The organism is Microcoleus sp. FACHB-672 (assembly GCF_014695725.1).
Lineage (GTDB): Bacteria > Cyanobacteriota > Cyanobacteriia > Cyanobacteriales > Oscillatoriaceae > FACHB-68.
Map to the genome: position 1 here is coordinate 417,740 of NZ_JACJOU010000007.1, position 11,587 is coordinate 429,326.

Annotated in this window: 13 protein-coding genes; 12 read left to right on the forward strand and 1 reads right to left on the reverse strand. The window is 46.6% G+C overall.

Annotation, left to right across the window (positions count from 1 at the left end; genetic code table 11):
* The first annotated feature begins 28 nt into the window (after positions 1 to 28).
* The 6 genes from H6F56_RS05380 to H6F56_RS05405 all read left to right on the forward strand — a co-directional run bounded on the left by H6F56_RS05380 (position 29) and on the right by H6F56_RS05405 (position 5,151).
* The gene (locus H6F56_RS05380) at positions 29 to 238 is read left to right on the forward strand and encodes a hypothetical protein (RefSeq protein ID WP_190665804.1); all 210 of its coding nucleotides are present in this window, start codon (positions 29 to 31) and stop codon (positions 236 to 238) included.
* Between the two features lie 88 nt (positions 239 to 326).
* Positions 327 to 1,364: a phosphate acyltransferase PlsX gene (gene plsX, locus H6F56_RS05385; protein WP_190665805.1), complete on the forward strand. Its 1,038-nt coding sequence runs from the start codon at positions 327 to 329 to the stop codon at positions 1,362 to 1,364.
* Positions 1,365 to 1,480: 116 nt separating this feature from the next.
* Complete coding sequence (locus H6F56_RS05390) at positions 1,481 to 2,479, forward strand: beta-ketoacyl-ACP synthase III (RefSeq protein WP_190665806.1); 999 nt, start codon at positions 1,481 to 1,483, stop codon at positions 2,477 to 2,479.
* A 33-nt stretch (positions 2,480 to 2,512) separates the two neighbouring features.
* On the forward strand, positions 2,513 to 3,394 hold the full coding sequence (gene fabD, locus H6F56_RS05395; RefSeq protein ID WP_190665807.1) for an ACP S-malonyltransferase: 882 nt from the start codon (positions 2,513 to 2,515) through the stop codon (positions 3,392 to 3,394).
* 104 nt (positions 3,395 to 3,498) lie between these two features.
* Complete coding sequence (locus H6F56_RS05400; RefSeq protein WP_190665808.1) at positions 3,499 to 4,422, forward strand: phosphate ABC transporter substrate-binding protein; 924 nt, start codon at positions 3,499 to 3,501, stop codon at positions 4,420 to 4,422.
* Positions 4,423 to 4,512: 90 nt separating this feature from the next.
* On the forward strand, positions 4,513 to 5,151 hold the full coding sequence (locus H6F56_RS05405) for a lysophospholipid acyltransferase family protein (protein WP_190665809.1): 639 nt from the start codon (positions 4,513 to 4,515) through the stop codon (positions 5,149 to 5,151).
* Between the two features lie 295 nt (positions 5,152 to 5,446).
* Here the strand turns inward: H6F56_RS05405 and H6F56_RS05410 are convergent, their stop codons facing one another.
* Complete coding sequence (locus H6F56_RS05410) at positions 5,447 to 6,580, reverse strand: cob(I)yrinic acid a,c-diamide adenosyltransferase (protein ID WP_190665810.1); 1,134 nt, start codon at positions 6,578 to 6,580, stop codon at positions 5,447 to 5,449.
* Between the two features lie 115 nt (positions 6,581 to 6,695).
* Between H6F56_RS05410 and fraC the strand changes: the two genes are divergently transcribed.
* The 6 genes from fraC (at position 6,696) to H6F56_RS05440 (ending at position 11,346) form a co-directional block, all read left to right on the forward strand.
* Positions 6,696 to 7,310, forward strand: a complete 615-nt coding sequence (gene fraC / locus H6F56_RS05415; RefSeq protein WP_190665811.1) for a filament integrity protein FraC — start codon at positions 6,696 to 6,698, stop codon at positions 7,308 to 7,310.
* A 1-nt stretch (position 7,311) separates the two neighbouring features.
* Positions 7,312 to 8,388 (forward strand): DUF5357 family protein, encoded by a 1,077-nt coding sequence (locus H6F56_RS05420; protein WP_190665812.1) that lies wholly within the window; start codon positions 7,312 to 7,314, stop codon positions 8,386 to 8,388.
* A gap of 47 nt (positions 8,389 to 8,435) precedes the next feature.
* On the forward strand, positions 8,436 to 9,209 hold the full coding sequence (locus H6F56_RS05425; RefSeq protein WP_190665813.1) for an ABC transporter permease: 774 nt from the start codon (positions 8,436 to 8,438) through the stop codon (positions 9,207 to 9,209).
* Between the two features lie 40 nt (positions 9,210 to 9,249).
* Positions 9,250 to 10,080 (forward strand): ATP-dependent sacrificial sulfur transferase LarE, encoded by an 831-nt coding sequence (larE, locus tag H6F56_RS05430; RefSeq protein WP_190665814.1) that lies wholly within the window; start codon positions 9,250 to 9,252, stop codon positions 10,078 to 10,080.
* Between the two features lie 85 nt (positions 10,081 to 10,165).
* Complete coding sequence (locus tag H6F56_RS05435; RefSeq protein WP_190665815.1) at positions 10,166 to 10,852, forward strand: SAM-dependent methyltransferase; 687 nt, start codon at positions 10,166 to 10,168, stop codon at positions 10,850 to 10,852.
* Between the two features lie 137 nt (positions 10,853 to 10,989).
* The gene (locus H6F56_RS05440; protein ID WP_190665816.1) at positions 10,990 to 11,346 is read left to right on the forward strand and encodes a helix-turn-helix domain-containing protein; all 357 of its coding nucleotides are present in this window, start codon (positions 10,990 to 10,992) and stop codon (positions 11,344 to 11,346) included.
* Positions 11,347 to 11,587: the final 241 nt, after the last annotated feature.

An 11,587-nucleotide genomic window follows, 5' to 3' on the forward strand; every position in this document is an offset into this window, starting at 1 on the left:
TTAATGCAAAGCTCTAGTGCTTAGCCCAATGACTTTTATCTTTTACCTTTCACCCCTTACGCTTGAGATTCCTGCTGAATATTACCAAGCACTGATACAAAATGGTGCCGGCTCTCCTCCCTCACCCTGGCGCTCCCTGGCTCACCCTCGCCCCCTCATACATAACTTAAATGTTAAAAATTCCTACGAAGAAGCTCACTTCCTCACTTCCTTTGCCACCCTCAATCTCTATATTTGAAAATTTTTAATTCAATCTCTAAGACCTGCAATGTTTTGAATACGGCCTACAACTGGTAAAATTTTTAAGGTTTCTATGACTTTGATCAATGGGATCGACGCGAGCACGGATTGCAATTGACGCGATGGGCGGGGATCACGCCCCCGACGAGATAGTTGCTGGAGCGCTCAAGGCCCAGGAGGAATTGGGCGTAGAAGTTTTGCTGGTTGGTGATCCCCAGCAAATAGAAGCCTCCCTCAAGCAACACACCAACTCCACACGGCCAGAAATTGTGCCGGCTGAAGGCACGATCGAAATGCATGAGGAGCCTTTGGGAGCGCTCAAACGCAAACCCAAAGCTTCGATTAATGTGGCAATGGATTTGGTGAAACAACAGAAAGCCGATGCTGTCATTTCTGCCGGCCACTCAGGAGCGGCAATGGCCGCCGCCCTGTTGCGATTAGGACGGCTACCGGGAATTGACCGACCGGCAATTGGTGCGGTTTTACCAACCATCGTGCCGGATCGACCAGTGTTGATTCTCGATGTGGGAGCCAATGTTGATTGCCGTCCCAAATTTTTAGAGCAGTTTGCAGTAATGGGGACGATTTACAGTCAGTACGTGCTGGGTGTAAGCGAACCTAAGGTGGGATTACTCAACATTGGTGAAGAACCTTGTAAAGGCAATGAGCTTGCCCTGCGTACCTACCAAATTCTGAAAGATAACCCGCAAATTCCTTTCGTTGGCAATGCCGAGGGCCGCGATGTGCTATCGGCTAAGTTCGATGTCATCGTTTGTGATGGCTTTGCCGGCAACATCTTGCTAAAGTTTGCCGAAGCGGTGGGAGAAGTCGTGCTGCAAGTGCTGCGTGATGAATTGGTGCAGGGACTTAACGGCAAAATAGGCACAGCACTGTTGAAACCCAACCTCAAGCGAATCAAGCAGCGAATTGACCATGTTGAACATGGCGGTGGCTTGCTGTTAGGGGTTGCCGGTGTTTGCATCATCAGCCACGGCGCATCCCAAGCACCCACAATTTTTCACGCAATTCGCTTGGCTAAGGAAGCCGTTGATAACCAGGTGCTGGAGCGAATTCAGTCCAAGTATCAAAAAAAAGACCGGCAATCAGCCGTAACTAGGGACTAGGCACTAGGGGCTAGAAACTCAGGACTCAGGACTCAGAACTCAGGACTTAGGACTAGCCCTTAATCCCTAATCTCTACTAGCCCCATAGTGCCCCCACTCACCAATGGAGAGTAACTTTGAATCAATTAGGGTTAGGCGTTGCCATCACCGGAAGTGGCTCAGCAACACCGGCAGCTAGCCTTGATAATCACCGGCTCAGTCAGATTGTGGAAACGTCGGATGAGTGGATCAGCGCTCGCACCGGCATTCGCTCTCGCCATTTAGCCGACGCGGAACAATCATTGTCCGATCTGGCTACGGTTGCATCCCAACAAGCCATCGCGATGGCAGGGATCTCGCCGGCAGAAATTGATCTGATTATTCTGGCCACCTCTAGCGCAGATGACTTGTTCGGCACGGCTGGCAAAATTCAGGCCCAGTTAGGTGCTCTCCAAGCCGTTGCCTTTGATATGACAGCAGCCTGTTCTGGCTTTATTTTTGGCCTCGTCACAGCCAGCCAGTTTATCCGCACCGGCGTCTACAAAAACGTCCTACTCATTGGCGCGGATATCCTCTCTCGCTGGGTCGATTGGTCAGACCGGCGCACTTGCATATTATTTGGAGATGGTGCCGGTGCTGTCATCTTGCAGGCCGATGAACGCGACCGCTTGCTGGGATTTGAACTCCGCAGCGATGGCACCCAAAACAGCAGCCTTCAACTTGCCTACGAACCCCAACCGCAAGCGTTGCTCGAAGGCACCACTATCGCCAAAGGCACCTACCAACCGATTACCATGAACGGCCAAGATATCTACCGCTTTGCCGTTAGAAAAGTGCCAGAAGTCATCGAAAAAGCTTTACATCGGGCAAATCTGGGTGTTGAGCAAATCGACTGGCTGCTACTGCATCAAGCCAATCAGCGTATCCTTGATGCTGTCGCAGAACGTCTAAAAATTCCCCCTCAAAAAATTATCAGCAATCTTGAAAAGTACGGCAATACTTCCGCCGCTTCCATTCCTTTAGCGCTTGATGAAGCCGTGCGGGAAGGCAAAGTCAAAGCCGGCGATATTATTGCCAGTGCTGGCTTTGGTGCCGGTTTAAGTTGGGGCGCGACGATTTTTGAATGGGGCCGATAAATCAATTAACAAGTAATCACTGAAATCTGACGAATGACAAAAACTGCATGGGTGTTTCCCGGACAAGGTTCTCAAGCCATTGGGATGGGAATCGATTTATTAGAAGTGCCGGCAGCAAAAGCCAAATTTGAGGCGGCTGAGGGAATTTTAGGTTGGTCTGTTCCAGAAATTTGCCAAAGCGAGGAAGATAAATTATCCCGCACCCTTTACACTCAGCCTTGCTTGTATGTCGTTGAGAGCATTCTGGCTGATTTGATGCGGGAAAAAGGGCATCAGCCGGATCTGGTTGCCGGCCACAGTTTGGGAGAATATGTCGCCCTTTATGCGGCAAAGGTACTTGACTTTGAACAAGGTTTGCGCTTAGTCAAACGTCGGGCTGAACTGATGGATGGTGCCGCCGGCGGACAGATGGCAGCACTAATGGGATTTGATCGTGAGCAGCTAGATCGAGAAATTGAGCAAACGCCTGACATTGTCCTGGCAAACGATAACAGTTCCGCTCAAGTGGTCATTTCTGGCACCCCAGAAGCAGTGGAACAAGTTTTGGCCAATGTCAAGTGCAAACGTGGCGTTAAATTAAACGTTTCGGGTGCATTTCACTCGCCCCTGATGGCACCGGCAGCAGCAGAATTTCAGCAAGTCTTGGAATCCATCCCCTTTGTAGACGCCTCCGTGCCGGTGCTCTCGAACGTAGATCCCACACCGGCAGTTGAAGCAGCCGCCTTAAAAGATCGCCTGATGCGGCAAATGACCGGCTCGGTGCGGTGGCGAGAAATCATGCTGAGATTGCCCTCAGAAGGCATTGAGCGAGCCGTAGAAATCGGACCCGGTAAAGTTCTCACCGGCTTGATTAAACGCACCTGCCCTGATATCGCTTTAGAAAATATCAGTGGCGTTGAGCAATTGCCTGATTAAAATAGGGAAAAGGCCGAGCGAACTCTAGGATAAAGAAGTCTACCGTCGCCTTTGAATGCGGGAAAATGTCAGTCCCGCGAAACAGCCTAATTAAAATAAATCCGATGGCTAAAAGTAGCGGTTCTTCTGCGATTATCTTCATCTTGATGTTTCTCGCCCTCGCAGCCGGGGGCTACTGGTTCTTTTTCATGAGGCAGCCGGCAACCGAGGAGAACAGCACACTCCCTGGCGCACCACCGGCTGCGCCAGTTGTCGGCGCAGCACCGGCTAATAACGTTCGTTTTCCCCCGCCGGCAGCCGGTTCTGTCCCTGCCGGCACCACTGTAAGAATTGATGGTTCCACCAGCATGGTTACTATCAATCAAAACCTCAAGAGAAGCTTTCAACAGCAGTTTCCCGGCACGACAGTCACCACAAGAGCCGGCGGTACAGAGAACGGCATTGAGAATCTCTTAGCAGGAAACGTTGAGATCGCTGCCATATCACGCCCGTTAACAGCTGGAGAAACCAATCAGGGTTTACTCGCTGTGCCGGTGGCAACAGATCAAATTGCAGTTGTGGTGAGCAAAAGCAATTTATTCACTGGCAACTTAACCGGCAATCAAGTTAAAGATATTTTTCAAGGAAAAATCGACAACTGGTCAATACTTGGAGGGCCGGCAGAAGCAATCCAGGTAATTAATCGCCCCGCCATTAGTGGCACCCATCAAGCGTTTAAAGAACTGGTACTCAAAGGGGGAAATTTTGGCGATACCCCGAATTTTACGACACTGCCAAGGGATGAAACAACCGGCCTGCTACGAGCACTTGGCAGTAATGGCATTGGTTATGCAACTTACGCTCAAGTCGCCAACCAGCAAACAGTGCGAACCGTTCCGATCAATGGAGTAATGCCAGGAACCGGCAATTATCCTTTCCAGCGGACGCTATTTTATATCTATAAACAGCCGGCTAGTCCTGCTGTTAAAGCATTTCTCGGCTACACAACTTCGCCGCAAGGACAACAAGCGATGTTAAGTGCAAATTGAGAAAATGTTTGTCTAAACGTAATAAGCTATTGAGTGTTGAATGATGAGTTAATTGAACACTCAAAAATCATAACTCAGAGAGTGTTTTCTGTGACCAAAACCCGTGAACCTGTTGAGAGTTTAATTCTCTACCACTTATTTAAGTGGTCAGTCGTTGCGCCGGTGCTCCACACTTATCTTCGGGGTCGCATTTATGGTGCAGAGAATGTGCCAAAAGAAGGGCCACTGATTGTGGTGTGCAACCATGCCAGTTATTTTGACCCGCCAATTGTATCTTCATCCCTGCAGCGACCTGTGGCGTTTATGGCGAAAGAGGAGTTGTTTCAAGTTCCGATTTTAAAGCAAGTGATTGAGCTTTATGGAGCTTACCCAGTGAGTCGAGGTGCTGGAGATCGAAAGGCAATTCGGGCGGCGCTAACTTCCCTGGAAAATGGGTGGGCAACCGGCGTTTTTTTACAAGGAACTCGGACAACTGATGGGCGAATTACTGAACCGAAACTAGGCGCAGCACTGATTGCGGCGAAGGCAAAAGTCCCCCTGCTGCCGGTGAGCTTGTGGGGGACTGAGGCAATTTTACACAAAGGTTCTACGATGCCGCGTCCGGTGCCGGTGACGGTGCGAATTGGCCAGTTAATTGATACGCCCAGTTCCAGCAATCGGGAAGAGTTAGAGGAGGTAACGCGCCAGTGTACAGAGGCGATTAACGGGATGCTTGATTTAGGGCGCTGAGGGAATTTGGGGATTGAGAAATCTCCCCTTTCTAGTCACAAAACAATTGATAGGGGACAATCAAAGGAAATCGTTTATTTTATCATGAATTAAGTTTTCCTTCCCAAAGTCATCTCGACTTTCCCAGTCTTTAACAGAGAATGTTCTTAAGGGAGATATTGACACCCAACAGAGCAGCCCTTTTGGAGGGGGTTTGGGGGACGCAACCGTCACCCAATGGGGGTTTGGGGGGCTTCCCCCCAATGTCTTTCTGACTTGCCTTAGTCTTTCATCTCATTGAAAACCCCTATATTTGCTAGAAATCTACGCCTCGCTTCAGTTCTACCCCTTGATTGGCGTAATGCTTGTGACAAAACACCTCGGAGTGAACGCTGGCGAGGTCAAAGTAGGCCGGGATATTATGACACCGGCCTGTGATAATAATTTCTGTGTCTCGCGGTTTACGCAGCAAAGCTTCCACAATCGGTTCCACCGGCAGCAGTTCTAAATCGACGGTGGGGTTGAGTTCATCGAGGATAATCGTTTTGTAGAGTCCAGACGCCATCGCAGCTCTAGCAATTTCCCAGCCTCTTTCTGCTTCTACATAGTCGAGTTCTTGTTGCTGTCCCCGCCAGACAATCGCATCTCGTCCACACCGCTGGTGATCGACTAAGTTAGGATAAATTTGCTGTAAGGCAGCGATGGCAGCGTCTTCCGTGTAGCCGCTCCCGCCTTTGAGCCATTGCATAATTAAGACGCGGTGGGATTTATCTTGACTGATGCCTCTGCCAATCGCTTGCAAGGCTTTGCCTAGGGCACTTGTGGATTTGCCTTTGCCAGCGCCGGTGTAAATTTCAATGCCTTCTATGCCGTGTTCTTCAGCGCTTTTGTGGTAGTGGGGTTTCATTTCGGAGTGCAGATCGGCAATCTCCAGTAAAGCTGCCGGTGCCGAGCGACCTGTGGCGATAATTTCTAAGTGCTCTGGTTTATGCTTGAGAGTGTGGATAACTTCATCCACCGGCAGCAAGCCTAAATCGAGGACGGGATTGAGTTCATCTAGCACCACAACTGAATACAAACCAGAGGCAATAGCACCTTTTGCGACATCCCAACCGCGTTGCGCTTCCAGCCGATCAAAGCGAGTAATTTCATCAGGGCCAAAAAATTCTGCTCTGCCGGTGCGAACTTGATCGATCAGATGGGGGAAACCTCGTTGCAACGCTTCTATCGCTCCGTCTTCATCGTAGTCTCGCTCTGGCCCTTTAAGGAAGCGCAACAGCAGAACTCGAGTCGTCTGGGACGTGTTGATACCTAAGCCAATTGAGCGCAAAACTACGCCCAGTGCTGCTTGAGATTTTCCCTTGCCGGCTCCGTCGTAGACGTGAATCTGGCCAACGATACGCTCTTGACGCGCTTGAGCCGTGCGAATGCCAATACCAATCCTGGTCATAGTTTCAAGTGTGTGCCGGTGCAGTTTAATCTTAGCGGAGGTCTTGTACAGTTCTATACAGGTAAAGATAGAAACACCCAAAGCTTAGCCTTTTACCTTCATTCTCAGCCGTGCCATGTTTCTTACTGTCTTACCCCTGCGAGCCATTGTATTTCAAGTGTTATTTCTACTGATTGCCATCGCTATTGAAGCTTTGGTTTTGCACAGCCGGCTCGAAATTGCCCGCAGAAAAAGTGTTGAGTATGCCGCTTTCATGAATTTACTTTCAGCCATTTTAGGATGGATCGTTTTTTTCTTCATGGTTTCCCGGTTATCGGGAGAGTTAAAAGCTCAACTACTCAGTTACATTTTTTATGATAATTTTTCGGCACTTTACCGCTCATCCAATCCTATGCCTTGGTTGCTTTTAATGAGTTTTGCCACGTTTCTGGCAACCTTTGTCATTAAAAACAAAACCCTTGAAGTGTTCCAGCTTTTTTTAGAGCGTCATTCCCCTCAAGACAGTGCGAAGCCGGCTAACCTTAATGAGTTTTCTATGGAAGCTATTTTGACCATTGGAAATAAAATTATTTTCGGTTCGACACCGCTCACTAAAAGCTTGACTCACAAAAGTCCCGAAAGAATTACGCTTTTTAGCCGGCGGCAATCTCTAGCGATTTTATGGGGACATTTATGCAGTAACAGTATAATCTTAGTAATTTTATTTCTACGAACTCAATTGCCTCAATAACGTGAAAGAAACCTTCGATCTTTTTCAGCGCTTGCTGGATTTCCTCAAACCCAATCGTCCTTTTTCCTGGCGAACCTTACTTTTACTTAGTGGGTTTTCTTGGTCGATGGCATTTTTGTCAAGATCATTGGCTGACGCCCTTAATACTGAAACAACGGCAACGTCGGACATCATATCATTTTTTGGTTGGATATTTTTAATTGTAGGGCTTGATTGGTGGACGATGGATCACCCCTACAGGTTTGCCGGCTTTTCTTTAGGATCTTGGGTGACGGGAGCTTTAGTTTGTTTATTTTTATATGTGTTTTTGTTTGACGAAGTTGCTAATGAGGTTCCGTCTGTTCCCTTCGTGAGCTGGCCGATCATTTCTGCCCTAATTACAGTTACCCACCTATTTTATCCGGCTCGCGCTAGCTACAGGGCAACTCTAACCACACAAAGATTGATTATTATAGTTTTATGCCACTTCCTAATTAGTTGTTGGATTCAATTTAATTTCCTAATTCGAGATTGGTTAGAAGATTACCCGAGTTTATTAATCGATGATTTTACAAGAAGTGGGTTTGTTGTACAGCTAGATTCTTCAGCAAAGGCACTAACAAGAGGCGAAGAAATGCTAAATTCTATTGAGCAAATTGTAAAAAATAAACTAGAAGGCAAATCTTGGACAGAGGCGCAACTCGGGCTATTAGAAATTCAACAAAACCTACAGGAGAAAAAGCCTTGGCGAGAGGTTAAGGAATGGTTAGTCACTTTAGAGAGACCGTCAAATAACTTACAAAATAAACTTCAAGTTGGCCTTTCTGATGCTGAAGAAGATTTCTGGTGGTACATTCAAAGCGAGGTCAATGAATCTAATATAGAATCTACCTTAAATTTGCAAGCGATTTGGCAAGGGCCGAGAGCAAGTGAAGAAGAGTATTATTTCACAAAAACTTGTTGGGTTAAGCCGATTACAAAATCTCCAACTCGGGCGACAAAGCAGCTTCCCGCTTTCCCTCAAAGCGTAAGCAGCCCCCTCCAATGCGAAGAGGTTGAACCTCCGATTGCAGAAGACTCAACTGAACTAGAAAATTAAATTAAAATAGCAGAAATAATCTGGAACTGAATAGAGGATATTGACCAGTGAATTTGTCCAGAATTTTGACAATTGCAATTCATGTTTTTTGGGAAGTGCTTCGTGAACGAGTGCTTTACATTGTTGGTTTTTTTCTTATTGTGTTTCCATCTGCAATACTCTTGTTAAAAGAATTTTCAGTTGGTACGGAGAAAAAAATTATTCTTGATTTTGGGATCGCATTAATCGGTCTATTGGGTTTAGTTGTTGCAGTTTTTGTTGGCACCGGCTTGATTAACAAAGAAATCGAAAAGCGAACCGTACTTGTCACGATCTCTAAGCCGGTTAGCCGTTCAGAGTTTATTATTGGTAAACACCTCGGCTTGTCAGCCGTGCTGGCTTTGCTGGTTACACTCATGACGGTTATTTATTTGGTTATATTGAGTTTATATCAGGTAAAATATCCCATAGGTAGCATTCTAGTAGCCGCCCTCTACCTCTTCTTTGAGCTGTCTTTGCTCGCAGCAGTTGCCATTCTTTTTGGTGTTTTTACCAGTTCATTGCTAGCAACCTCACTTACGATTTCTGTTTACGTCATGGGGCATTTAAGCCGAGATTTATTGCAATTGGGCGACATTAGCAAAAACCCCACGATCAAAAATGTCACGCAAGGCATTTATTTAGTCTTGCCAGACTTAGCTAGACTGGATCTAAAAAATCAGGCAGTTTATGGGATTTTACCCCCACCGACAGAATTGCTTTTTAACGCCGGCTATGGACTGCTTTACATTGTCCTGCTGCTGGCAATCGCCAACCTGATATTCTGGCGTCGAGAGTTTTAAGAGAAGCTAAAATTAAAATACAAAGGACAAAAATCGAATTATGATAATGGACAAACTCGAACGACTTAAAACAATTTTCGCCGAAATGGATCGGGCTTTAGTTGCCTATTCGGGAGGAATTGATAGCACTTTAATTGCTAAAATAGCTTGGGACGAACTCGGAGAACGAGCCTTAGCGGTGACTGCTGTATCTCCTTCATTACTGCCAGAAGATTTAGAAGATGCCCGTATCCAAGCTGCTGAAATTGGTATTGCTCATGAGGAAATTGAAACCCATGAAATGGCAAATCCCAATTACACATCTAACCCCGTTAATCGTTGCTATTTTTGCAAAAGCGAACTACACGATACCTTAAAGCCTCTGGCAATTCAACGGGGATATCCTTATGTAGTAGATGGGGTTAATGCAGATGATTTGCATGACTACCGGCCCGGAATTCAGGCGGCAAAAGAACGCGGTGCACGCTCACCTTTAGCAGAAGTTGGTGTTAGCAAAGCAGAAGTGCGCCAACTCGCAAAACAATTGGGTTTGCCGTGGTGGGATAAGCCGGCACAACCTTGCCTCAGTTCTCGGTTTCCTTATGGGGAAGAAATTACAGTTGCAAAACTGCAAAGAGTCGGTCGTTCGGAAAGATATTTACGTCAGTTAGGATGGCAAAATCTCCGGGTTCGTTCTGAAGGAGAAACGGCACGAATTGAATTGCCGGCAGAACAAATCAAGGAATTTACAATTAAAACTGATTTGCCGACACTGGTGGCAGCTTTTCAAGAATTCGGCTTTCTTTATGTGACGCTAGATTTGGAAGGCTACCGCAGCGGCAAGCTCAATCAAGTTTTAACCAAAGATTTGGTTTCATCTGGCAATATCTGAGGAGATTTTTCTCATAGATTGCCGTTGTCTTAACCGGCAGTCTTCCTGTTTTCTCTCATACTTGTTTTGACAGAGGAAAAAGCCGGTGAGTGTGAAACTAAGAAATGTAGTGCCGTGGGGACACAGCCTTGATGAATATATCAGGATGTTTGACCTTTCCGCAGCAGATCGGCAGCGATTAATTCTTGATTGTGCCGGGGGCGCTGCCAGTTTTAATCTGGAGATGACACGCCTGGGTTACAAAATAATTTCTTGCGATCCAATTTATCAGTTTAGTACCTCTGAAATTATCCAGCACATCGAGGAAAGTTATTCAAATGTGTTCAAAAGTGTGCAGGCAAATCGAGACGGCTATATTTGGCGAGAAACTCAGTCGCCAACGCAGCTTGAGGAAGCCGGAATGACGGCGTTGCGGCAATTTTTGGATGATTTACCGGCAGGACTTCAGCAAGGACGCTATGTAACTGCACAGTTGCCGGTTTTGCCCTTCAACACCGGCCAATTTGATTTAGCATTATCTGGTCATTTTTTGTTTACGAATTCCGATATTCTTTCACAAGAGTTTCATCTAGCTGCACTGTTAGAAATGTGCCGTGTTGCAACAGAAGTGCGGATTTTTCCCCTGTTAATGCTATCTGGCGAGGTGTCGCCGTGGGTTGAGCCGGTGAAGAAGGAATTGGAATCGCGGGGATACAAAGTAGAAACCCAGCCGGTGCCTTATGAATTTCAGAAGGGCGGCGATCAAATGTTACGCGTGAGTGTGCCGGGGTAAACCCAGTTTAAAAGAGTTTTAAAAACTCTGAGGAACTTATTACATTCCCAACTTTAATATCAACTTGCCGATTGATACAGCGCTTTTGAGAGATATGAGGTACACTCAAGGGAACATTAAAGGTATTGAGAATCATAATGAAACCGTACTCAGTAGATTTGCGAGAAAAAATAGTCAATGCTTACGACAGAGGCGACACGTCGGTTAGAAAAGTAGCCGTTCAATTTGGTGTAGCGAAAAGCTATGTACAAAAGCTTCTCCAACTTAAGAAAACTCAAGGTCATCTAGAACCCAAAAAGCAAGGCGGTGGAATGAAGGGTAAATTAGATGGGTACGGGAGCGAATTAGCGGCAATGGTTCAACGCCATCCCGACGCAACTCTTGCAGAATACTGCGAGTATTTTGGAGAGCAATATAACGTTTGGGTCTGTGCCAGTGTGATGTGCTGTGCATTACAAAAACAACAACTAACCCGAAAAAAAAACGTTACGTAGTAGCCAAGCGAAGACAGAGTCAGTCCAAAAGCGGAGGATAGAGTATTGGGAAAAGGTCAAACACATCGCTACAGAAGACCTGATCTTTATTGACGAAATGGGTATTTTACTAGGTCTGACCCGAACTCATGGCAGAAGCAATCGCGGTAGCCGAGTCTATGACTTTAAGCCCTATTACCGAGGCGCGAAAGTGAGTGTGATTGGGGCAATCAGCTTAAACAAGGTTTTGGCAGTCATGACC

Coding starts and splice junctions, on each gene's coding strand:
- H6F56_RS05400 (WP_190665808.1), top strand. CDS start 3,499: ATGGCTAAAAGTAGCGGTTCTTCTGCGATTATCTTCATCTTGATGTTT.
- fraC (WP_190665811.1), top strand. CDS start 6,696: ATGTTTCTTACTGTCTTACCCCTGCGAGCCATTGTATTTCAAGTGTTA.
- H6F56_RS05410 (WP_190665810.1), bottom strand. CDS start 6,580: ATGACCAGGATTGGTATTGGCATTCGCACGGCTCAAGCGCGTCAAGAG.
- fabD (WP_190665807.1), top strand. CDS start 2,513: ATGACAAAAACTGCATGGGTGTTTCCCGGACAAGGTTCTCAAGCCATT.
- plsX (WP_190665805.1), top strand. CDS start 327: ATGGGATCGACGCGAGCACGGATTGCAATTGACGCGATGGGCGGGGAT.
- H6F56_RS05440 (WP_190665816.1), top strand. CDS start 10,990: ATGAAACCGTACTCAGTAGATTTGCGAGAAAAAATAGTCAATGCTTAC.
- larE (WP_190665814.1), top strand. CDS start 9,250: ATGATAATGGACAAACTCGAACGACTTAAAACAATTTTCGCCGAAATG.
- H6F56_RS05380 (WP_190665804.1), top strand. CDS start 29: ATGACTTTTATCTTTTACCTTTCACCCCTTACGCTTGAGATTCCTGCT.